General features: G+C 74.2%; 17 protein-coding genes. 4 read left to right on the top strand and 13 right to left on the bottom strand.

The window, feature by feature from the left end; genetic code table 11:
* Positions 1-3: 3 nt before the first annotated feature.
* Genes IEW03_RS05345 through IEW03_RS05330 form a run of 4 tightly spaced genes read right to left on the bottom strand, consistent with a single transcriptional unit; the run spans position 4 to position 3,753 of the window.
* Entirely contained in the window at positions 4-840 is an 837-nt protein-coding gene (locus IEW03_RS05345; RefSeq protein ID WP_188522617.1) for a class II fructose-bisphosphate aldolase, read from the bottom strand.
* The gene (locus IEW03_RS05340; RefSeq protein ID WP_188522616.1) at positions 831-1,874 is read right to left on the bottom strand and encodes a 1-phosphofructokinase family hexose kinase; all 1,044 of its coding nucleotides are present in this window, start codon (positions 1,872-1,874) and stop codon (positions 831-833) included. The genes IEW03_RS05345 and IEW03_RS05340 overlap by 10 nt, the downstream gene beginning before the upstream one ends.
* Positions 1,871-2,842, bottom strand: a complete 972-nt coding sequence (locus IEW03_RS05335) for an ROK family protein (RefSeq protein WP_229737541.1) — start codon at positions 2,840-2,842, stop codon at positions 1,871-1,873. Before IEW03_RS05335 ends, IEW03_RS05340 begins: the two co-directional genes overlap by 4 nt.
* Entirely contained in the window at positions 2,839-3,753 is a 915-nt protein-coding gene (locus tag IEW03_RS05330) for an SIS domain-containing protein (RefSeq protein ID WP_229737534.1), read from the bottom strand. Before IEW03_RS05330 ends, IEW03_RS05335 begins: the two co-directional genes overlap by 4 nt.
* A 154-nt stretch (positions 3,754-3,907) precedes the next feature.
* Here IEW03_RS05330 and IEW03_RS05325 point away from each other — a divergent pair, with 154 nt between their 5' ends.
* On the top strand, positions 3,908-4,114 hold the full coding sequence (locus IEW03_RS05325) for a helix-turn-helix domain-containing protein (RefSeq protein WP_308808198.1): 207 nt from the start codon (positions 3,908-3,910) through the stop codon (positions 4,112-4,114).
* Positions 4,115-4,144: 30 nt separating this feature from the next.
* Here the strand turns inward: IEW03_RS05325 and IEW03_RS05320 are convergent, their stop codons facing one another.
* The 5 genes from IEW03_RS05320 to IEW03_RS05300 form a co-directional block, all read right to left on the bottom strand.
* The gene (locus IEW03_RS05320; RefSeq protein ID WP_188522615.1) at positions 4,145-8,143 is read right to left on the bottom strand and encodes an endo-alpha-N-acetylgalactosaminidase family protein; all 3,999 of its coding nucleotides are present in this window, start codon (positions 8,141-8,143) and stop codon (positions 4,145-4,147) included.
* A 75-nt stretch (positions 8,144-8,218) separates the two neighbouring features.
* Positions 8,219-10,030, bottom strand: coding sequence for a glycoside hydrolase family 35 protein (locus IEW03_RS05315; RefSeq protein WP_188522614.1), 1,812 nt, complete (start codon positions 10,028-10,030; stop codon positions 8,219-8,221).
* Positions 10,027-10,980 (bottom strand): carbohydrate ABC transporter permease, encoded by a 954-nt coding sequence (locus tag IEW03_RS05310; protein ID WP_229737525.1) that lies wholly within the window; start codon positions 10,978-10,980, stop codon positions 10,027-10,029. The genes IEW03_RS05315 and IEW03_RS05310 overlap by 4 nt, the downstream gene beginning before the upstream one ends.
* Complete coding sequence (locus IEW03_RS05305; RefSeq protein ID WP_188522613.1) at positions 10,977-11,933, bottom strand: carbohydrate ABC transporter permease; 957 nt, start codon at positions 11,931-11,933, stop codon at positions 10,977-10,979. Before IEW03_RS05305 ends, IEW03_RS05310 begins: the two co-directional genes overlap by 4 nt.
* On the bottom strand, positions 11,930-13,249 hold the full coding sequence (locus IEW03_RS05300) for an ABC transporter substrate-binding protein (protein WP_188522612.1): 1,320 nt from the start codon (positions 13,247-13,249) through the stop codon (positions 11,930-11,932). Before IEW03_RS05300 ends, IEW03_RS05305 begins: the two co-directional genes overlap by 4 nt.
* Before the next feature lie 236 nt (positions 13,250-13,485).
* Between IEW03_RS05300 and IEW03_RS05295 the strand changes: the two genes are divergently transcribed.
* Positions 13,486-14,484 (top strand): LacI family DNA-binding transcriptional regulator, encoded by a 999-nt coding sequence (locus tag IEW03_RS05295; RefSeq protein WP_229737523.1) that lies wholly within the window; start codon positions 13,486-13,488, stop codon positions 14,482-14,484.
* Between the two features lie 30 nt (positions 14,485-14,514).
* Here IEW03_RS05295 and IEW03_RS05290 read toward each other — a convergent pair whose 3' ends face one another.
* From IEW03_RS05290 to IEW03_RS05275, 4 genes are read right to left on the bottom strand one after another with little or no spacing between them, the layout of a single operon-like run.
* Complete coding sequence (locus IEW03_RS05290) at positions 14,515-15,897, bottom strand: NAD-dependent succinate-semialdehyde dehydrogenase (protein WP_229737515.1); 1,383 nt, start codon at positions 15,895-15,897, stop codon at positions 14,515-14,517.
* A gap of 53 nt (positions 15,898-15,950) precedes the next feature.
* Positions 15,951-17,183: an ectoine hydrolase gene (gene doeA, locus IEW03_RS05285; RefSeq protein ID WP_188522610.1), complete on the bottom strand. Its 1,233-nt coding sequence runs from the start codon at positions 17,181-17,183 to the stop codon at positions 15,951-15,953.
* Positions 17,184-17,222: 39 nt separating this feature from the next.
* Positions 17,223-18,470, bottom strand: coding sequence for an aspartate aminotransferase family protein (locus IEW03_RS05280; protein WP_188522609.1), 1,248 nt, complete (start codon positions 18,468-18,470; stop codon positions 17,223-17,225).
* A 32-nt stretch (positions 18,471-18,502) separates the two neighbouring features.
* Positions 18,503-19,540: a GlxA family transcriptional regulator gene (locus IEW03_RS05275; protein WP_188522608.1), complete on the bottom strand. Its 1,038-nt coding sequence runs from the start codon at positions 19,538-19,540 to the stop codon at positions 18,503-18,505.
* A gap of 126 nt (positions 19,541-19,666) precedes the next feature.
* On the opposite strand from IEW03_RS05275, the gene IEW03_RS05270 reads away from it, so the two are divergent.
* Complete coding sequence (locus IEW03_RS05270) at positions 19,667-20,500, top strand: NAD(P)H-dependent oxidoreductase (RefSeq protein ID WP_188522607.1); 834 nt, start codon at positions 19,667-19,669, stop codon at positions 20,498-20,500.
* Positions 20,497-21,471, top strand: a complete 975-nt coding sequence (bla, locus tag IEW03_RS05265; protein ID WP_188522606.1) for a class A beta-lactamase — start codon at positions 20,497-20,499, stop codon at positions 21,469-21,471. Before IEW03_RS05270 ends, bla begins: the two co-directional genes overlap by 4 nt.
* The last annotated feature ends 24 nt before the right edge of the window (positions 21,472-21,495 follow it).

Raw genomic sequence — 21,495 nt, 5'->3', positions numbered from 1 at the left:
GGCTCACTCCCCGGCGAAGAGCCTCAGCAGTCGGGCGGCCTCCGCGGTGACGGCGTCCCGGCCGGCCCGCACGTACTTGCGGGAGTCGACGACGTCGGGGTGGGCGTCCAGGTAGCCGCGCACCGCCGCGGTGAAGTGCTTGTTGAGCTGGGTCGACACGTTGATCTTCGTCATCCCCGCCCGGACGGCCGCCGCGAGCACGTCGTCGGGCACGCCGGACGACCCGTGCAGCACCAGCGGCACGTCGAGCGCGTCGCGCAGGGCCGCGATCAGCTCGAGGTCCAGCGTGGCGGTGCGCTCCGTCATCGCGTGCGAGGAGCCGACGGCCACGGCGAGGGAGTCCACGCCCGTCTCCGCGACGAACCGGACCGCCTCGGCGGGGTCGGTGCGCACGCCCGGCGCGTGCGCACCGTCCTTGCCGCCGATCCGGCCGAGCTCCGCCTCGACGACGACCTGCGCGGCGTGCGCGTACTGAACGACCCGCGCGGTGGCGGCGACGTTCCGGTCGTACTCGAGCGTCGAACCGTCGAACATCACCGACCCGAGGCCGAGGTCGACCGCGGCGCGGGCGAGGTCCTCGTCCTCGGCGTGGTCCAGGTGCACGGCGACGTCGGCGGCCGAGGAGTGCGCGAGCTCCAGGCACGCCATCGCCAGCGGGTCGAGCGCGCCATGGTACGTCACGCAGTTCTCCGAGACCTGCAGGACGACGGGCAGCCCCGTCTCCTCCGCCGCGGCGACGAGCGCCTCGGCGGTCTCGAGGTGGATGACGTTGAAGGCTCCCACCCCCCGGCCTGCGGTGGCGGCGGCGGTGAGGACGTCGGCGGTGCGGGTCAGTGGCATCGGGACTCCGTGCTCGTCGGGTCGGGGCTGCCGGCCGGAGGGCCGGCCGGCTGGTGGGTGAGGACGACGTCGCGCTCGAGCTCGCGGTGGCCCGGGTCCAGCTCGCCGGCGAGCGGCGCGAGCACGGCCGCCGCGGACCACGCCACGGCGCGCCGCAGCAGGTCGTCCAGGGCGGCCGGCCCGTGCCCGGCGAGTGACACGGCGGCCGCGGCCACGGCCGCGTCGCCCGCCCCCGTGGGGTTGCCCCGCAGCGTGCGCGGCAGCCGGGCGCGCGTGACGTCGCCCGGGCGGGCGGCGTCCACGGCGAGCATCCCCTCGGCACCGAGCGTCACGACGACCCGCCGGGCCCCCGCGTCGAGCAGCGCACGCGCCCCGGCCACCGGGTCGGTGGCGCCGGTGGTGGCCGCCAGCTCCTCCCGGTTGGGCTTGACCAGGTCGGCGCCCGCGGCGCACGCGGCCAGCAGCGCCGGGCCGACGGCGTCGACGATCGCCGGGACGCCCGCGTCGTGGGCCGCCCGGACGAGGTCGGCGTCGAGCGACTCGGGCGCGCCGGGCGGCAGGCTGCCGGACACGACGAGGCACGACGGCCGACCAGGGCTTCCGGTGCCGAGGCTTCCGGTGCCGAGGCTTCCGGTGCCGAGGCCTCCGGCGCCGAGGCCGTCGGCCACGGCCCGGAGCAGCGCCGCCGCCTCGGGCGCGGCGAGCGGGCCGCCGCGCTCGTTGAGGATGGTGGTGTCGCCGGCGGCGCGGTCGACGATCGCGACGCTGCGCCGCGTCGGGGCCCCGGTCCGCACCACGCGGTGCGGCAGGCCGGACGCCACGAGGTCGGCCACCAGGTCGTCGCCGGACGACCCGCCCGCGGTCACGACCGCCAGCGCGTCGAGGCCGACCTGACGCAGCACGCGGGCCACGTTGACGCCCTTGCCCCCGGCACGCGCGACCGGCGTCTCGACGCGCAACGAGGCGCCGGGCGCCAGGGCGTCCACCTCGTAGGTGACGTCGATCGCCGGGTTCGGGGTGACCGTGAGGATCATGGGGCCCCTCCGGGCGCGCCGCCGACCGCGGACCGGGCCCGCAGGGCGGCGCCCAGGACCCCGGCGTCGCCGCCGAGGCGGGCGCGCAGCAGGACGGGGCGGCGGTGGAACGTCAGCAGGTCGTCCAGGCGCCGGCCCAGCGGCGCCAGGAGCGCCTCCCCCGCGTGGGAGAGGCCGCCGCCGAGGACGATCACCTGGGGCGCGAGCAGCGCGACGGCGTGCGACAGGCCCAAGGCGAGCGCGTCGAACGCCTCGTCCCGCACCGTCTGCGCGTCCCGGTCGCCGGCGTCGGCCGCGGCGAGGACCTCGCGCGACCCGGCGGCCGGCCGGCCGGTGGCCGCGGTGTAGCGGCGGGCGATCGCCGCCGCGGAGGCGACGGCCTCCAGGCAGCCGCGTCCCCCGCAGACGCAGTCGGGACCGTCGGCGACGCGCGCATGGCCGATCTCGCCCGCGAGGCCGCCCCCGCGGTACGGCCGCCCGTCGAGCAGCACGGCGGCGGCGATCCCCGTCCCCAGAGTCACGACGAGCGCGTCGCGGTACCCGGCGGCGGCACCCAGCTGGTACTCGGCCCAGCCCGCGGCGGCGACGTCGTGGCCGAGCGACACCGGGACGCCGAGCCGCGCGGTGGCCACGTCGGCGAAGGGCATGTCCCGCCAGCCGAGGTTCTCGGACCACACGCCGACGCCGCGCTCGTCGTCGACGACGCCCGGCACGACCATGCCGACGGCCGCCGGGACCACGTCGGGGTGCCGTGCGCGCAGCTCGGCGGCGACCTCGACGGCCTCGTCGACCACGCGCTCGCCCGTGCGGGCGCCGTCGTGCGGGGTGGGGCGCCGCAGGATCTCGCGGACGACGCCGGCCTCGTCGACGAGCGCGGACTTCGTGTCCGTGCCGCCGACGTCGACGGCGAGGACCGCCGGCCCCGGCCCGAGGGAGGGCCCGGCCGACGGCGACACGTCGCCGGTCACGAGTCCTCGAGCACGACGGAGCGGGTGAGGTTGCGCGGCTGGTCGGGGTCGAGGCCCCGGCGCCGCGCCCGCTCCAGGGCGACCGCGTGCACCCGCGCCAGCTCGGCGAGGGGGTCGGCCGTGCGGTGCTCGAAGTGCGCGCCCGTCGCCGCGGTGTCGCGGTCGATCCCGGCGGGCATCTCGCCGAAGGCCCAGGTCACGCGCCCGGGCGCGGCGATCGCGATCGGCCCGTGGCGGTACTCCATCGCGGGGTACGACTCGGTCCACGACTGGGACGACTCGCGCATCTTCAGCGCCGCCTCGTGCGCCAGGCCGACGGTCCACCCGGCGCCGAGGAACGTGTGCTGCTCGGCGTCCACCAGCACGTCGGCCAGGGGCTCGACGAGGGCGGCACGAGCGTCCGCGACGGCGGGCGCGAGGTCATGACCGAGGGTGGCCCGCAGGTAGGCCAGCGCCGTGGTGGCGAACCGGGTCTGGACCACGGATCGCTCGTCGGCGAAGGGCAGCGCGACCACCTCGTCGACCATGTCGACGAACGGCGAGCCCTCGTCGCCGACGATCCCCAGGGTGCGCACCCGGCCGCGCAGGTGCTCGACGAGCTCGAGCACCTCGGTCGTGGTCCCCGACCGGGTGATCGCCACGACCGCGTCGTAGCCGCGGTCGACGAAGGCCTCGGACGCCGTGAACGCGTCGGTCTCGCCCTGGCCCGAGGCCTCACGAGCGACCGCGTACGACTGCGCCATGAACCACGAGGTGCCGCAGCCGATCACGGCGACGCGCGCGCCCGCCGCCGGGGCCGCTCCCCCGGCGGCCGCAAGGCCTGCGGCGCGCTCCCACGTCTCGGGCTGGGACGCCAGCTCTGCCGCCATGTCCGCGCCCGGGACACGTCCCGTCGATGCTGCCTGGGTCATCGTTCTCCTCGCCAAGGTCTCGGTGGTCCGTCTCCTGCACATCCAACCATAGAAGTGAGCGAAAATGATTGTTTGGCCCAGGGAACGGTCACTACTGCACGCGGGATCGTCGTCATCGACATGTGACCCTGCGGGCACCTCTCGGTTCGGCGTGATGAAGCACCTGCGGGGGCTCGCGGACGCCGGGCTCGTCGTCACCCGCAAGCAGGGCCGACGGACCCTGCACCACCTCAACCCGGTGCCGATCCGGCTGGTCCACGACCGGTGGATCGACAAGTACACCGGGGGCCGGGTCTCCGCCCTGGCCGACCTCAAGCCCCTGCTGGAGACGGGACGCCCGATGCGGCCGGCCGAGGCCTGACCGCACCGGGCGTCCACGTCCCGCGGCGGCTCAGCCGCAGGACAGCTTCGCGCTCGCCCAGTCGGCGTGGTCGTTGCCGACGCCGTCACCGCCGTCGGTCACCACCAGGTCGAGGTAGCGCACGCCGCCGACGTCGACCGCGAGGTCCTCCGTCGCGCCGCCGCCGCGCAGCACGGGCGTGCTCGCGAGCGACGTGCCGTCGCCGAGCACCTCGAACGCCACGGAGCCGCGGGACTGCACGTCGTCGACCCCCACGGTCGCGGTGAACGTCGCGCACCGCTCCCCGAGGAAGAGCCGGACGCTCGACGGCGCGTGCACCCCGATGCCCTTGTCGTGCACCGTGCCGCGCAGGCTGAGGGGCGTGCCGTCGCCCTGCCCCTGCTCGCCGTTCGACAGGTCGCGCTCCACAGGGCCCCAGCCGTTCGTCGTCTCCACGAACGGCAGGTCGCTCGCCCAGTGCTCTCCTGCCGCGGGCGGCACCACGACGTGCACGTCCGAGCGCGCCTCGACCGTGCGCGGGCCGACCGGGTCCGCCGTGGTGGTGTACGTCGCGGCGGCCGTCAGCCGGTACGCGTCGGTGGTGACGTCGCCGCGCGGCGTGACCTCCCACGTCGTGACGAGCTCGCCGCCGCTCGGCAGCGACCCGGCCTCCGCGGCGTCGGTGGCGGTGACCTCCCAGCCCTCGGGGACGTCGAGCCCGACGGAGACGTCGGCGACGTCGGCCGGCTCGAAGACCTGCAGCGTGGTCGTCACGGTGTTCGCGACGTCGGGCTCCAGGGACGCCGTCGAGGGCTCGACGTCGAGCGACGCGCACGCCGGCACCTCGTCCGCGACGCCGAGATCGGTCACGAGGAAGTTGTCGAGGACGAGGTCCGCCTCGTTCCCGCCGCCGGTCGCCTTGCGCAGCCCGACCCAGGTGTCGCCGCAGGCCGAGGCCACGACCTCCTCGGTGAAGGTCGCCGTCTCGCGCTGCTCGCCGAGCGGCGTGCTGCGGGTCTCGACGCTCTCCGGCTTCCCGGTCGCGACCGAGTCGTACCCGGTCACCCATGAGTAGTGGCCGCCGCGACCCGACTGGTGGTCGAAGGAGACGCGGTACGCGTGGCCGGGCTCGAACCGCACCGTGGCCGGCGTCGTCCGGTACACCAGGCCGCGGTTCTCCTCGTGCGCCTTGAGCGACCACTCGCCGTCGATGACGTCGTCGACCAGCTTGTCGTTCCAGCCGGCCTGCGTGTACGGCGCGTTCCGCTCCGCCAGGTGCGTGCGCGGGTCGGTGACGCCGCCGGCGTCACCCTTGACGAACGGCCCCCAGCCCTGCGGGACGGACTCGAAGTCGTCGAAGGCGACCACGTCGCCGTCGGCGTCCGGGGCCTGCGCGCGCTTCGTGGTCACGACCCGCAGGTCGTCGAGCCGGACGACGGCATCGCCCTCGCCCGCCCGCACGGTGAACGTCGGGCGCGTCGTGTCCACGACGTCGAACACGACCTGCACGCGCTGGTAGTAGCGGCTGTGCTTGTCGTCGGCCGCCACCTCGTTGCGAGCCGTCGAGCGCTCCAGGTCGACCGACGCGCCGCGGACCGCCCGGCCCGGGCCGGAGACCTCCAGCGTCGTGGGGCGGGACGCGCCCGGCTGGACCTCGACCCAGGCGCTCGCCGCGTACGTGCCCGGCTCGAGCTCGCCGAGCCGCTGCGACAGGGCCGCAGGGCCGGCGCCCAGCTGCGCGACGTGCTGGCCGTTGCTGAGCCGCTCGCGCGTCACGGCACCGGTGGTGTCGTAGGCGGCCAGGTCGCCGGCGTCGAAACCGGGGTTGGTGACGGGAGTGCCCTCGCCCCAGCCGACCTGCTTCGCCCCCGGGGCGCGGAACGCGTTGCCGGGGACGTCCGGGAAGAGCACGTACGGCTGCCCCGCCTCGGCCTCGACCGTCACCTCGCCACCCGTGACCGGCACGACGCCGACCTTCTCGCGGCCGGTGTCGGTGAGGCGGTAGAGGCTCAGCCCGGAGGCGCCGGCCAGCTCGCCCGGCAGGGTCCACGTGGTCGACCCGCCGTCCGGGTTGTAGTGGTACAGCTTGTCGCCCTCCGCGACCTTGCCCTCCGCGCCCGGCGCGTCGCCCGCACCCCAGGGCAGCAGGTAGGTGTCGCCGCGCGCGACGACCGCGTCCCCGACGAGGATCTCCCGGTCCGCCGCGCTGGTGCCGCGCGCCGTCACGCCGTCCGAGAAGGCGATCTCCTCGTCGTCCCAGCGCTGGATCTCGTGGTGCTGGAGGAACTTGGTGGTGACGTTGTTCGCCCAGACGTTCTCGTAGAAGGCGTTCCAGTCCACCTGGCCGGTCCAGCCCTCCCACTCGACGATGCGGGCGTTGCCGAGCAGCGGGTGCGGGTTCCAGGTGTCCTTCTCCGCGTTGCGGATGAACCGCACGATCTGCGAGTTCAGCCCCTTGTTCGACGCGCCGCCGTAGTTCTCGTCGGCCGACCAGTGGCTCCACAGCGAGTCCGCCTCGAACTTGTCCGACCACTCGGTCGCGAGCTCGAAGCCGGAGTCCTTCGCGGCGTCCGCGAGCGCCCGCGCCTGCCAGCCGAAGTTGTAGTAGACGTCGACGTACAGCATGTCGAGGTCGCCGCCGGTCTCGTCCGCGAGCCGGCCGATCCGCGACGCGAGGTCACCGCTGGTGATGTCGCGGCGCTGGTCCATGTAGTACGACTGCCCGAGCCAGTTCCAGCCCTCGGAGTCGGGGTCGACCAGCTCCTCGGAGAACGCGTGCGCGTTGGCGTACGCCTCGGTGGCGTTGATGTGCACGCCGAAGTCGGCGTTCCAGTCGCCGCCCGACGCCAGGAGCCGGCGCATGTCCGCCAGGCCGCCGGCGCGCTCGTTGTAGTGGCCGCCGTAGTCGGGGTGGGCCGAGTCGTGGCCCTCCGAGCCGTAGCCCTTCAGGAGCGCCATCTGGCCGAGGCCGTCGGTGGCCAGCGAGATGCGCTTGACGTCGTCGAGCGTGCGCAGGAACGGGTGCGTGGCCTGCGACGCGAAGTTGAACGGGATGTGCGTGACGACCCGGTCGGGCACCTGGTCGGCGCCCTGCGCCTTCGGCGCGGCGTCACGGTAGGCGATCGCGCCGTCCTGCCAGTCGGTGGCGCCGTCGTCGTTGGCGTCCCCCGTTACGACGACTGTGGCCGACGGCAGCTCCTCGGTGACGGTCGAGCCTTTCGCGCGATAGGTCCAGGCGCCGGACCACACCCCGACCCTCTTCACGTCGCCGTCGGCGAAGGCCTGCCGCTGCACGCGGTTGCCCTCCCGCGTCGCCCTGCCCTGCGCCTCGTCGTAGACGCTGTTGGTGACGACGGACGCCGCGAGGCCGCCCGCGCTGACGATCGCGTAGGCGGAGCCGACGGGCTTCGCGTCGGGTGCCGTGTCCGCCGTGACCTTCTCGAACGTGTCGCCGGTGCTGCCACGGTCCGGCGAGATGATCGCGCTGGCCACCGTGGCCCCGGCGTCCGACGAGGAGACGGTGAGCAGGTCGTGACCGGGGATCTCGAGGGTGCCGACTCGGTGGTCGGCCGTGTCGACGATCTTCGTGACCTCGAAGCGCACCTGCTGGCCGGCCACGCGCAGCGCGGCGTCGATGCGCACGCCCGGCAGGTCGGGGAACGTCAGCCCGTACGTCGCGGTGTCGGCGGTGGACCCGGTGCGCGCGACGGCGACGTCGTGCGCCGTCCCGTCGATGGTCACCGAGGTCACCGGGCGGGTGCTGCCGGTCAGGGTCGCCCCGCTGGCCCGGTCCGTGTAGCTCAGGACGCGGGGGAAGTCGTCGGCGACGCGCACCTCGAGCGCGGCCGAGCGCAGGGTGAGCGGGTCGGCCGCGGTGGCGACGTCGGCCGCGGCGCCGGTCGTGCCGGTCGTCGTGCCGGTCGCTATGTGGGGGTCGGGGCCCGCGGCAGCCGCCGGGGCCACCGAGAGGCCGGCGCATCCCGCCGCGAGCGCCGTGGCGAGGGCCACGGCGCTGCGCGCGGTGCGCGGACGGACGGATCGTCGTGCCATGCGAGATCTCCTTCGATCGGGCGGGTCGACGACGACCCGCCGTGGCGGTCCGTGCTGTGCGTGCGGAACTGCTGGTCAGAGCTCCTCGACGTACTCCTCGGCCGGGCCCAGGTCGGGCTCGGCGAGCAGCTCGAGGTCGGTGCCCCCGCGGTGCTGCTCGAGCACCGTGAGGGTGTTGGCACCGGGCCGCAGCAGCGGCGCGGGGACGTAGAGGGTGCGTTGCGGGCCGACCTCCCAGTAGCGACCGAGCAGCACGTCGTTCACCCACACGAAGCCCTTGGCCCAGCCGGGCAGCGCGAGGTACGTGTCGGCCGGCTCGTCGACGTCGAGCGTCGCGCGGGCGACGACGGCGCGGCCGCCGGTGACGGGCCCGTCGGCCGCGGCCCACAGGGCGTCCGGGGAGATGTGGTCGAGCGGGACCGGCCGGGACTCCCAGTCGTGCACGATGCGGCGGCCCACGAGGACGTCGCCGACGAGGCCCTTGGGCTCGCCGAGGCGCGGGCCGTAGTTCACCCGGCCGAGGTGCTCCACCACCAGCTCGAGCTCCACCTCGGCCCCGGTGCCGACGACGACGAGGCCCTCGTGCGCCGTGCGTCGCTCCAGGGTGCCGACCGGGACGCCGTCGACGTGCACCACGGCGCGGTCGTGCAGGCCGAGCACGCTGAGCACCGACTCCCCCGCCGGCAGCCGGGTCGTCGCGCGGTGCAGCACGAGCCCCGCGTCCAGGCCGAGGTCCTCGAAGGTGCGGGACCGCGGGCTGCGCTCCCCCGCGCCCGCCAGCTCGCGGAGCGCGGGCACGGCCGCCCGGTGGACGGTCGGCAGCGTGCGGGGTGCCAGGCGCCGGCGCGGGGCCGTCCACCCCTCGTCGAGCGCGTCGGCCGGCAGGTGGGCGGACCGGTACGGGGCGAAGACCTCCCGCAGGGCGTGGAACTTCGCGGTGACGGTGCCGTCCTCCGCCACCGGCGCGTCGCTGTCGTAGCTCGTCACGGTGGGCTGCAGCACGTCGCCGTCGTGGTTCGCGCCCGCCCACAGACCGGGGTTCGACCCGCCGTGCGCCATGTACAGGCTGACGGAGCCGCCGAGGTCGAGGACCTCGCGCACCGTGCGGGCGGCGTCCTGCGGGTCGCGGGTGTGGTGCGCCTCGCCCCAGTGGTCGAACCAGCCGTTCCACAGCTCGGCGACGAGGAACGGCTCGCCGGGCGGGCGCCGCGCGGCGAGCAGGTCGCGGGCCGGGCCCGGCCGGGAGCCCAGCGTCGCCGCGGCGAGCACGCCCGGGACCGTCCCGCCGTCGAGCATGAGGTCGGTGGGTCCGTCGGCGGTGAAGACGAGCTCGTCGATGCCGCGCTCGGCGAGCGCGCGCTCGACCCAGGCCATGTAGGCGTGGTCCTCGCCGTAGCTGCCGTACTCGTTCTCCACCTGGACCGCGACGACCGGTCCGCCGCGGTTCGCCTGCAGCGCCGCGAGGCGCGGGACGAGCTCGTCGAACCAGCGCGCCACCGGGGCGGTGAACGCCGGGTCGCTCGTGCGCAGCGCGATGCCCGGCGTCGCCGTGAGCCAGGCGGGCAGCCCGCCGTTCGACCACTCGGCGCAGATGTACGGCCCTGGCCGCACGACGGCGTCCATGCCGAGCTCGCCCACCAGGCGCAGGAAGCGCTCGAGGTCGCGGTCGCCGGCGAGGTCGAAGCGGCCCGGCTCCGGCTCGTGCCAGTTCCACGGGACGTACGTGTCGATCGTGTTGAGCCCCATCGCCCGCACGCGCCGCAGCCGGTCGGGCCACAGGTCGGGGTGGACGCGGAAGTAGTGCACCGAGCCGGACAGGACCCGGTGCGGGACGCCGCGGCGCAGGAGCGTCGTGCCCGCCGCGCCGAGCGTCGGCGCGGCCGTCACTTGACCGCCCCCGTCGCCAGGCCCGAGCGCCAGAAGCGCTGCAGCGACAGGAACGCGACGATCAGCGGCACGACGGCGACGAACGCGCCGACGAGCACCATGTGCCGCTCGATCTGGCCGGACTGCACCAGCGCGTTCCAGGAGACGAGCCCGACCGTGACGGGCTTGAGCTGCTCGTCGATCAGCACCTGCGAGGGCAGCAGGAAGTTGTTCCAGATCTCGACGAACTGGAAGAGGAAGATGGTCACGAGCGCCGGCGACATCATCCGCAGGCTCACCCGGAAGAAGATCCGCCCCTCGTTCGCGCCGTCCAGCCGCGCCGCCTCGATCACCTCGTCGGGCACCGAGGACGCCGCGAAGATGCGGGCGAGGTAGACGCCGAACGGGCTGACGATGCTCGGCAGCAGCACCGCGAGATACGTGTTCACGATGCCGACCTGCGAGAACATGAGGAACAGTGGCAGCGTGAAGAGCACCTTGGGCACGAGCACCGCCCCCAGCACGACCGCGAAGAGCGTGCGCCGCCCGGGGAACTCGTACTTGGCGACGGCGTACCCGGTGGCCGCCGCGACCAGGGTGCCGACCCCGGCGCCCACGATCGAGTACAGGCCGGCGTTGCCGAGCCACAGCGCGAAGATGCCGCCCTTGTACGCGAACAGGTCGGCGATGTTGCCGAACAGGTCGAAGTGGCTGAACCACAGCGGGCTGCCGGCGAACGTGTGGCCGGCGTCCTTCGTCGCCGCCACCAGCAGCCACCACAGCGGGAGCAGGAAGTAGACGCTCGTCAGCACCAGGACCCCGGTGACGAGCACGCGGCTCCCGACGGTCGACTCCACCGTGTCGCGGCGGGGCCGGACCGCGCGGCGCGGGCCCCCGCCGGCCGGCGCGCCGGGCGCCGCTCCGTCGGGTCGGGCGCCGGCATCGGCGAGGGCGGGCGCGGCGGCGCTCACGAGGACCTCCGGGAGGTGAGGCGGAAGAAGAGGACGGACAGCACCGCGACGCCGAGGGCGAGCACCACGGACTGGGCGGCGGCGTACGGGTAGTTGGCGGCGGTGATCGACGACTGCGCCGCCATGAGGGGCGTGTACTGCGGGCCGATGGTCCCCGTGCTCGACGACAGCACGAAGGGCTCGTTGTAGAGCTGCGCCGAGCCGATGATCGAGAACACCGCGGTCAGCAGGATCGCCGGCCGCACGAGCGGCACCTTGACGTGCCACGCGGTGCGCCACGGGGACGCGCCGTCGAGCCTGGCGGCCTCCAGCACCTCGCCCGGGATCCCCTGCAGCGCGGCGTAGATGATGATCATGTTGTAGCCGGTCCACCCCCAGGTCACGACGTTCGCGACCGACCAGAGCGTGAGGTCGGCGCCGAGGAAGTCCACCGTGATCCCCGCGGGCTCGAGCAGCCGGTTGATCGGGCTGTTCGTCGGCGAATAGAGGAACGACCACATGAGCGCCGACACGACCGTCGGCACCGCGTACGGCGCGAAGCTCGCCAGCCGGAAGAAGCCCTTGCCGCGCGCCGAGGCGGAGTCGATGAGCAGCGCCAGCGCGAGGGCGAACCCGAGCATGAGCGGCACCTGGACCGCGCCGAACAGCAGCACGCGCCCCAGCGACGCCACGAACGCGGCGTCCTGGAGGACCGCGGCGTAGTTGAACAGCGGGTCGAGGACCTCCGTGGGCGGGGTCAGGCCGAGCGGGTCGCGCTCGATGCGGAACAGGCTCTGGTAGATCGCGTAGCAGATGGGCGCGACGTACACGCCGACGAACAGCACCACGAAGGGGGCGACGAACCACAGCGCGTACCGGGCGGTGCGGGGCCGGCCGGGGGCCCTCCGGGCGGCGCGGGAGTCGCGCCGGCCGGCGGGCGTGAGGACGGGGGTCGAGGAGGTCACGGAGGTCATTCGCCGACGGTGATGCCCTGCTTGGCCAGACCGTCGACGGCCGCGGTCCGGGAGCTCGTCAGGGCGTCCGCGACGGTGGCGGTGCCCTGCTGGTCGTAGGCCTTCTTCATGTCGGCCGCGAAGGTGTCGATGAGCGTCGAGACGCCGGGCCCCCACACCCACCCTTCGGCGACGTCCGCGGAGGCGGCGATCGCGACCTCGTCCACGACCTGCCCGCCGAAGTAGTCGTCGCCCTGCGTCAGCAGGTCGGACTTCAGCCCCTCGACCGACGCCGGCAGGATGCCCGCGCCCTCGATGACGGCGTCCACGGCGGTGGGGTCCGTCGACATGAAGTGCGCGACCTCCCACGCGGCCTCGGGGTTCTCGCAGCCGGCCAGGACCGCCGTGCCGCTGCCTCCGACGTTGCCCGTCACGGTCTCGCCCGCCTCCCAGGTCGGCAACGGCGCGACGGCCCACCGGCCCGCGGCGCCGGCGGCCGAGTCCTTGAGGATGCCCTTGAACCAGGCGGCTCCCGCGATCGTCGCGATGCTGCCGTCCGACAGGCCCGCGGCCCACTCGTCGCTCCAGATGCCGGCGCCGACGAGGCCGTCGTCGACGAGCCCCTGCCAGTAGGCGGCGACCTCCTGGTTCTCGGGCGAGTCGTTCGTGATCGACCACTGCCCGTCGGCCACGGCGTACCAGGGCGCGCCCGCCTGCCAGGCGAAGCCCGTGTAGTCGAAGTCCTCGTAGGTCCCGGTGAGCGCGACGCCCGCCTCCTTGAGCTTCTCGCCCGCGGCGCGGTACTCGTCCCAGGTGGTGGGGACCTCGATGCCGTGCTCGGCGAACACGTCCTTGTTGTAGAACAGGACCATCGGGCCCTGGTCCTGCGGCGCGGCGTAGACGCGGTCGCCCACCGTCACGCCGGACCAGCCCGCCGGCGCGTAGGCGTCGGCGTCCGCCGCGGCGAACTCGGTGACGTCGAGCAGGTTGCCCTCGGAGGCGAAGCTGGGCATCGTCTCGTAGCCGACCTGTGCGAGGCAGGGCGCGCTACCCGCCTTGATGGCGTTGCGGATCTTGTCGTAGCCGCCCTTGGCTCCGGGCTCGATCTCCGTGTACGTCACCTGCACGTCGTCGTGGGCGGCGTTGAACGCCTCCGCGGCCTTGTCGTACCCCTGGGCCCAGGTCCACACCTCGATCTCGACGGGACCGCCGTCGCCACCGGCGGACGAACCTCCCTCGGCCGGGGACCCGCAGGCGGTCAGGCCCACCGCCGCGAGGGCGGCGACGCACGCCGCTCCGGTCGCACGGACGGGGACGCGCACCGTCGAACGCTTCATTGTCGAACTCCTTCTGACCACTCTGTGCTGAGGAGCGGCGCCGACGCCGCGGGGATGGCGCACACTCTAGACACGAGTTGATATCCATAACAAGCCCCGTGGTCGCCAGATCCACGGCCATCGTGGCGATCCGTGGCACACCATCATGTGATCGTCACCATCCCGGGCGGTAAGGTGCATCCGATGCACGGTCGCGGCGAGCCGGCCGCACCGGGCGACGAACCAGGAGGTGACCCGTGTCCAGGGCATCGTCGATGAGCGACGTGGCGCGCGTCGCCGGCGTCTCCGCGCAGACCGTGTCCCGCGTGCTCTCCGACCACCCGAACGTGGGCGCGGCCACCCGCGCCAGGGTCCGGGCCGCCGTCGAGCAGACCGGCTACCGCCGCAACCGGCTCGCGCGCGCCCTCGTCACCGGCCGCAGCCGCACCATCGGCGTGGTCACGCACGAGACCGACTTCTACTCCGCCTCCGCGATCCTGCTCGGCATCCAGACCGCGGCCCGCGCGAGCGGCTACTTCGTGTCGACGGCGACCACCCCGTCGCTGTCGCTCGACGCGATCGCCACCGCCGTCGAGCGGCTCATGGACCAGGGCGTCGACGGGCTCGTCCTCGCGGTGCCGGTCCGCGAGGACGTCTCTCTCGGCGACCTCACCCACGACCTGCCGACCGTCGTCGTCGACGGCATGCGCTCGTCCGCGACGGAGGTCGTCGCCGTCGACCAGGTCGAGGCGGGGCGCGTCGCCACCGACCACCTCCTGGGCCTCGGCCACGACACGGTGTGGCACGTGGCCGGGCCCGACACGTGGAACGACGCGATGGGCCGCACCTCCGGCTGGCGCGCCGCCCTCGAGGACGCCGGCCGCCTCGTCCCGCCCGTGCTGTACGGCGACTGGACCCCCGCGTCCGGGCACCGCAACGGGACCATCCTCGGCCGCATGCCGGAGGTCACCGCGGTGTTCGTCGCCAGCGACGAGATGGCGTTCGGCGTGATCCGGGCCCTGGCCGAGCTCGGGCGTCGCGTGCCCGAGGACGTGTCCGTCGTCGGGATGGACGACATCGCGCTCGCCCCCTACGCCGCTCCCCCGCTGACCACCGTGCGCCAGCCGTTCCGCGACATGGGGCGGCGCGCCGTCGAGCACGTGCTCGCGCTGGTCACCGACCCCGAGACGGTGCACGAGCCCGAGGTGGTGCTCCCGCGCCTCGTCGAGCGGTCCTCCACGGCGCCGCGGGGCTGACGGCAGCCGGGCGGCACCCGCCGCCCGTCGTCACCCCCGCTTGGGGCCGACCCAGACCTGCTGGGCGTTGACGAACTCCTTGATGCCGTGCGGGCCCAGCTCGCGCCCGTACCCGGACCGCTTGATCCCCCCGGAGGGCAGGCGCGGGTCGGTCTTCACGATGCCGTTCACCGACACCTGGCCCGCGGCGATCTCCCGGGCCATCGCCTCCCCGCGCTCGGCGGTCGTCCAGACGCTCGCGGCGAGCCCGTACTCGGTGCCGTTGGCCGTCGCGAGCGCCTCGTCGGCGTCGGCCGCCCGCATCACCGCGAGCACCGGGCCGAACGTCTCCTCGCACGCGGCCGTCATCTCGTCGGTGACGTCGGCCAGCAGCGTCGGCGGGTAGAAGAACCCCGGCCCCTCCGGGAGCTCGCCGCCGAGCAGGAGCCGCGCGCCCGCGGCCACCGTCTCGGTCACCTGCCGGTGCAGGTTGTCCCGCAGGTCGGCGCGGGCGATCGGGCCGACGTCGGTCGCCGGGTCGTTCGGGTCGCCCACCTTCAGCGCCGCGAGGCGCTCGGTGAGGCGCGCGACCATCGGCTCGTAGACCGCGTCCTCGACGATGATCCGCTTGGCCGCGATGCAGGACTGCCCGGCGTTGATGATCCGGGACAGGGCGATGGTGTCGGCCGCGGCGTCGAGGTCCGCGTCGGCCAGGACGATGCACGGGTCCGAGCCGCCGAGCTCCAGGACGGCGGGCTTGATCTCCCCCGCGGCGACGGACGCGACGGCGCTGCCGCCGCGCGACGACCCCGTGAACGACACCGCCTGCACCCGGCGGTCGCGGATGACGTCGGCGACCGCCGGCGTCTCGATGGGCAGGCTGCCGAACACGCCCGCGGGCGCCCCTGCCTGCTCCAGCACGCGGGCGAAGACCTCCTCGATCGCCGCCGCGCAGCCCGGCACGTGCGGGTCGTGCTTCAGCACGCACGTGTTGCCCGCCATCAGCGCCGGGGCGGCGAACCGCAGCGCCAGCCAGAACGGCGCGTTCCACGGCAGGATGCCGAGCACGGTGCCGAGCGGCAGGTGCTGCACGTAGCTGCGGGTCGCGTCCGAGGCGATGACCTCGTCGGCCAGGTACGCCGCCGCGTGCTCGGCGTAGTGCTCGGCGCACCACGCCGCCTTCTCGACCTCGCCCCGGGCCTCCTTGACCGGCTTGCCCATCTCCAGCGTCATCAGGGGGGCGAGCTCGTCGACGTGCGCGCGCAGGTGGGCGGCGACGGCGTGCAGGACCTCGGCCCTGCCGGCGACGCCGCGCGCCACCCACGGCCCGCGGGCCTGTTCCGCGGCGGACAGGGTGGCCTCCACCTCGGCGGGGCTCGCGGCGGGCAGCTCGCGGACCACCATGCCGGTGCTCGGATCGGTCACGGTCAGCACGTGCACCTCCTCGGGTCGTCAGGTCGTCATGTCGTCAGGTCGGTGCCGCGGGGTCAGGCGACCTCGGGGCGGATGGGCGTGGGCTCGTCCTCGAGGTCGTCGGGCGCGCGCTCGGCCGCGTGCTGCGGCTTGCGCGTGAAGTCCTGGTCCAGGGTGAAGAACGACTCGCAGCCGTCGGCGGTGACGTGGATGGTGTCGGAGATCCCCACCGTCTTGTCGCCGTCGACGCCCCACATCCACGGGATGATGTGGAACGTCATGCCCTCGCGCAGGATCGCCGGGTTCCCCTGGTTGAGGCTCAGGATGTAGCCCTCGTCCCAGCTCGGCGGGAAGGCGATGCCGATCGAGTAGCCGGAGCGGGTGATGAGCTGCCCCTGGACCCCGTTGTCGGTGATGATGCCCCGCACGATGTTGTCCGCGTCCGAGACGGTCAGGCCGGGGCGGATGGCGGCCTCGACCTCGGCGAGCGCCAGCTTCATGCGCTCCTGGGCCACGATCATCGAGCGGGACAGGTCGTCGAGCACGATGGTGCGCATCATCGCCGTGTGGTAGCGCCGGAAGCAGCCGCCCACCTCCAGGAACACGTGCTCCCCGGGCTGCACGACGCGGCCCTCCCACGTGGCGTGGCCGATCATGGACCGCGGCCCGGACGTCACGTAGGGCATGACGGCGGGGAACTCCCCGCCCGCCCGGAACATGGCGGCACTGATCTCGGCGGCGATCTCGTTCTCGGTCACGCCCGCGGCGCTCGCCTCGATCCCGGCCTGCATGCCGACCTCGGTCGCGCGGGCGGCCTTGCGCATGATGTCGATCTCGGCGGGCGACTTGGTGACCCGCCCCTCCTCGACGATCCCGAAGCAGTCCAGCAGCCGCCCCTCACGGAACGCGCTGTGGATGTAGTCCTGGTGGTAGGCCGGGAAGTAGTAGCTGTTGCGCTCGTAGCCCACGTCCTTGGTGTGCAGCCCGAACTCGCGCAGCGACTGCATGAGGCTCTGGATCGCGTCACCGGTGTCCGGGTAGGGCCGGGTGAGCTCGACCCAGGTGCGGGCGTGGACGTTGGACTCCTCCATCGCGCGCGTGATCATGAACGGCTCGTCCTCGAGCGGGACCACGAGCGCCTGGAAGAACGAGTACCCGGTGGTCTGGTAGTCCGTCAGGTACATGAGGTTCTCGGGGTCGGTGATGACCACCGCGTCCAGCAACCGGTCCGCCATGCGGCGGCGCAGGTCGCCCAGACGCCTGCTGTACTCCTCGAACGGGAACGTCATGTCGTCGCGCTGCCGCATGGCCGGCCTCCTTCTGCTGATCGCCCCCGGTCGGGGTCGCTAGAGCGAGCTACGCACCGCCTCCGCGAGGATCTCCAGGCCCTCGGTCAGGTCGGCGTCGGGAATCGTGAGCGGCGGGATCGCCTTGAGCACGCGGCCGCCGCTGCCGCACGGGCCGATGAGCAGGCCGCGGGCGAAGCACTCCTGGGTGATCGCCTTGGCCAGCGCGCCGTCGACGACGTCGAGGCCCTGGATCATGCCGCGGCCCCGCGCCTCGAACCCGCGCCCCGGGTGCGCGTCGGCGATGCCCCGCAGGGCGGCCTCGATCCGCGCGCCCTTGGCCCGGACGTCGGTCATCAGCGTGTCGTCGGCGAAGTAGGTCAGCGCCTCGCGCCCGGCGACGAACGACAGCCCCTGGCCCCGGAACGTCCCGGTGTGCTCGCCGGGCGCCCACTGCGCGTCCAGCTCGGGACGGTTGAGGTTCATCGCGAGCGGGGTGCCGTACCCGCCGATGCCCTTCGCCAGGCAGACGATGTCGGGGTCGAGGCCCATGCCGTCGAAGCTGAAGTAGCTGCCGGTGCGCCCGCACCCGACCTGGATCTCGTCGATGACGAACAGCGCGCCGACGTCGTGCGCGAGCTGCTGCACGGCCTGCAGCCACTCGGCACCGGCGACGTTGACCCCGCCCTCGGCCTGGATGGTCTCGACGACGAAGGCGGCGGGCGGGCGCAGCCCGCTCGAGACGTCCTCGAGCTGCGCGCGGTACGCGTCGAGCGACGGCAGGCCGCCGCCGGGCGCCGTCTCGAACGGGAGGCGGTGCACGTGCTCCAGCGGGACGCCCGCGGCCCTCCGGAAGGCGTCGTTGCCCGTGAGAGCGAGCGACCCGAGGGTCATGCCGTGGAAGCCGTGGGTGAACGCGACCACCTCGCGCCGCCCGGTGACCCGCCGCGCGAGCTTCAGGGCGGCCTCGACCGCGTTGGTGCCGGTGGGCCCCATGAACTGCAGCTTCATCGTCATGCCGCGGGGCTCGAGCACGGTGGACACGAACGACGAGATGAAGTCGCGCTTGGTCGTGGTCGCCATGTCGAGGCTGTGCGCGACGCCGTCGGCCTCGAGGAACTCGATCATGGCGCGTTTCATGCGCGGGTTGTTGTGCCCGAAGTTGAGCACCCCGGCCCCCGCGAAGAAGTCGATGTAGCTACGCCCGCCCTCGTCCACCTGGCGCGCGTTCGACGCCGACGCGAACACCGTGGGGTAGGTCCGGCTGTAGCCGCGGATCTCTGATTCCCACTTCTCGAAGACCTCCATCTCCAAGATGTAGGTGCCCGGACCGGGCCCCGTCAAGGAACTCGCGGGTGAGGCCTCGTAACTTTCTGGTGTCGTGTGCCGGGCCCGAACGTCGCGCGGTACCCGGCGGGCGACACGCCCAGGGTGCGCGCGAAGTGCTGGCGCAGCGACGCCCCGGTCCCGAACCCCGCGCGACGGGCGACCGCGTCGACGGGCAGGTCGGTGCGTTCCAACAGGTCACGGGCCCGGACGAGGCGCTGCTGCGCGAGCCAGGCGCCCGGCGAGAGGCCGACCTCCTGCCGGAACCGGCGGGTGAACGTCCGCGTGCTCATCGCCGCGCGGCGCGCGAGGCGCTCCAGGGTCAGCGGTTCGTGCAGGTTCTCCAGCGCCCACGCCCGCGCCGCGCCCGTGTGCTCCCCGGCCGGCTCGGGCACGGGGACGTCGACGTACTGCGCCTGCCCGCCCTCGCGGAACGGCGGCACGACCGTGCGGCGCGCGACGTCGTTCGCGACGGCCGCCCCGTGGTCGGAGCGGATGAGGTGCAGGCACAGGTCGATGCCCGCGGCCTCGCCCGCGGAGGTGAAGATCCGCCCGTCCTGCGTGAACAGCACGTCCGGGTCGAGCCGCACGCGCGGGAACGCACGCCGGAACCGCTCCGCGGACAGCCAGTGGGTGGTGGCGCGCCGCCCGTCGAGCAGCCCGGCACGGGCCAGCACGAAGGCGCCCGTGCAGATCGACGCGATGCGGGCGTCCGGCCGCACGCCGGCCAGCAGGCGTTCCTCGCCGGGCGGGGCCTCGTCCGGTGTCCGGTCGGTCGCCTCGTCGGTCGACTCGTCCAGCTCGTGCGAGGCCGGCACGACGACCGTGTCCGCGCTCGCGAGCGCCGCGAGCCCGTGCGGCACGTCCAGGCCGAAGTCCGCGTCCGTGCGCACCGGGCCCGGCCGCGCCGCGCAGGTGCGCACGTCGTACAGGCGGCGGCCGTCCGCGTCGCGGGCCACGCCGAAGAGCTGGTGGACGGCGCCGAGCTCGAGCGGCATCACGCCGCTGCGCACGAGGACGGCGACACGGTGCCGTCGCGGAGCCGTGGTCATGGCTCGATCCTTGCACATCATGGCCCACCGGCCACTGGCCGATGGTGCGCCCGGCCCGACAGCCTGGGTCGTGGGCCGGCTGCGGACAGGTCCGCGGCGGGAGCACGACGAGACGAGGAGCCGACGATGAAGGTGCTGTGGGTGCTGGCCCACCCGGAACCCCGGTCGCTGACGGGACGGCTGCGCGACGACGGCGTCCGTGCGCTGCGGGCGGGCGGGCACGAGGTGGTCGAGTCCGACCTGTACGCGATGGGCTGGAACCCGGTGGTGACCGCCGCCGACTTCGGCGCCGCCGTCGACGGCCCGGCCGGCCCGGCCAGCGCGGACCGGCCTGCCGGCGACCGGCTCGACGTCGCCGCGGCCTCGGAGCGCGCGCTGCGCTCCGGGACGCTCGCCGCCGACGTCCGCGCCGAGCACGACAAACTCGCGTGGGCGGACACCGTCGTCCTGCAGTTCCCGCTCTGGTGGCACGGGGTGCCGGCGATCATGAAGGGCTGGCTCGACCGGGTCTTCGTCCAGGGCTACGCCTACGGGGTCCGCGACCCGCGGACCGGGCGCACCCGCCGGTACGGGGACGGCGGACTGGCCGGACGCCGGGCGCTCGCGGTCGTCACGGTGGGCGCCGGCACCGGGCTGGGGCCCCGCGGGCTGCACGGCGACCTCACCGAGGTCCTGTTCCCCCTGCTGCACGGCACCTTCTGGTACACGGGCATGCAGGTCGCCGAGCCGGTCGCGGTCCGCGGCGCGAACCGGCTCGACGACGAGGGCTACGAGCAGGCGGCGAAGACCCTGCGCGAGCGGCTGCTCACGCTGCCCACCGGACCGTTCGTGCCCTACCGCCGCCAGGACGGCGGGGACTACGACACCCGCGGCGAGCTGCGGGCGGACGTCGCCCCCGGTGCGTCCGGGCTCGGGGCGCACGTGCGCCGACCGGGTCGCTGCGACACGCTGTCCGCATGACTCGAACGAGACGTCGTCTGCACGCCCTGGGAGCCGCCACCGTCCTGGTGACCGTCCTCGGTACGGCCCTCGGCCCGGCACCCGGCCCGGCACAGCCGGCGGGCGCTCACGCCCCCGGCGCCCGGGCCACCGCGGCCTCCGACCCGGCCGCCGCGCCCCACGAGCCGTCCGGGCTCCACGACCACGCCGCCCGCCGGCTGGCCGCGCTCGAGAGAGACCACGACGCACGCCTCGGCGTCGTCGCGATCGACACCGGCACCGGTCAGCGCGTCGACTACCGGGCCGACGAACGCTTCGCCGTCGCCTCGACCATGAAGGTCTTCGTGGCCGGCCTGGTCCTCGAGCGGTACACGGACGACGAGCTGGAGCGTCGCGTCCGCTGGTCCGAGGACGACCTCGTCTCCCACTCGCCGGTGACGGAGCTGTACGTCGGGCACGGCATGACCGTGCGACAGCTGATCGACGCCGCCCTCACCATGAGCGACAACACCGCCGTCAACCTCCTGCTCGACCTCGTCGGCGGCCCCGGTGCCGTCGACGACCGGCTCGCCGACCTGGGCGACCACGTGACCTCGCTCGACCGCATCGAGCCCGAGCTCAACGACTGGCGGCCCGGCGAGGTCCGCGACACGAGCACCCCGCGCGCGCTGGCCGACAGCTTCCGTCGCTACGCGCTGGGCGACGTGCTCGAGCCCCGGGATCGCGACCTGCTCGACGAGGACCTCGCGGACAGCGCCACCGGCTACGACCTCGTCCGCGCCGGCGTGCCCCGGGGCTGGGAGGTCGGGGACAAGTCCGGTTCCGCCACCTACGGCACCCGCAACGACGTCGCCGTCGTGCGCCCGCCCGGCCGTGCACCCTGGGTCGTCGTGGTGATGAGCTCGCACGACGACGCGGACGCGGCGGGGGACGGCGAGCTCCTGGCCGAGGCGACGAAGGTCGTGGTCGACACGCTCCCCGGCCCGGCCTGACGGCGCCCGCCGACTCCGGGGCCG

Source organism: Isoptericola cucumis (assembly GCF_014635665.1).
GTDB classification, from domain to species: domain Bacteria; phylum Actinomycetota; class Actinomycetes; order Actinomycetales; family Cellulomonadaceae; genus Isoptericola; species Isoptericola cucumis.
Note: the sequence above shows the minus strand (reverse complement) of the source record. Positions and strands in the feature narration are given on the sequence as shown.

Excerpts from the sequence above, each read along its gene's own strand:
- IEW03_RS05280 (WP_188522609.1), bottom strand. The coding sequence starts at position 18,470 with ATGGAGGTCTTCGAGAAGTGGGAATCAGAGATCCGCGGCTACAGCCGG.
- IEW03_RS05270 (WP_188522607.1), top strand. The coding sequence starts at position 19,667 with ATGAAGGTGCTGTGGGTGCTGGCCCACCCGGAACCCCGGTCGCTGACG.
- bla (WP_188522606.1), top strand. The coding sequence starts at position 20,497 with ATGACTCGAACGAGACGTCGTCTGCACGCCCTGGGAGCCGCCACCGTC.
- IEW03_RS05275 (WP_188522608.1), bottom strand. The coding sequence starts at position 19,540 with ATGACCACGGCTCCGCGACGGCACCGTGTCGCCGTCCTCGTGCGCAGC.
- IEW03_RS05305 (WP_188522613.1), bottom strand. The coding sequence starts at position 11,933 with ATGACCTCCGTGACCTCCTCGACCCCCGTCCTCACGCCCGCCGGCCGG.
- IEW03_RS05300 (WP_188522612.1), bottom strand. The coding sequence starts at position 13,249 with ATGAAGCGTTCGACGGTGCGCGTCCCCGTCCGTGCGACCGGAGCGGCG.
- IEW03_RS05345 (WP_188522617.1), bottom strand. The coding sequence starts at position 840 with ATGCCACTGACCCGCACCGCCGACGTCCTCACCGCCGCCGCCACCGCA.
- IEW03_RS05330 (WP_229737534.1), bottom strand. The coding sequence starts at position 3,753 with ATGACCCAGGCAGCATCGACGGGACGTGTCCCGGGCGCGGACATGGCG.
- IEW03_RS05325 (WP_308808198.1), top strand. The coding sequence starts at position 3,908 with ATGAAGCACCTGCGGGGGCTCGCGGACGCCGGGCTCGTCGTCACCCGC.
- doeA (WP_188522610.1), bottom strand. The coding sequence starts at position 17,183 with ATGCGGCAGCGCGACGACATGACGTTCCCGTTCGAGGAGTACAGCAGG.
- IEW03_RS05340 (WP_188522616.1), bottom strand. The coding sequence starts at position 1,874 with ATGATCCTCACGGTCACCCCGAACCCGGCGATCGACGTCACCTACGAG.
- IEW03_RS05320 (WP_188522615.1), bottom strand. The coding sequence starts at position 8,143 with ATGGCACGACGATCCGTCCGTCCGCGCACCGCGCGCAGCGCCGTGGCC.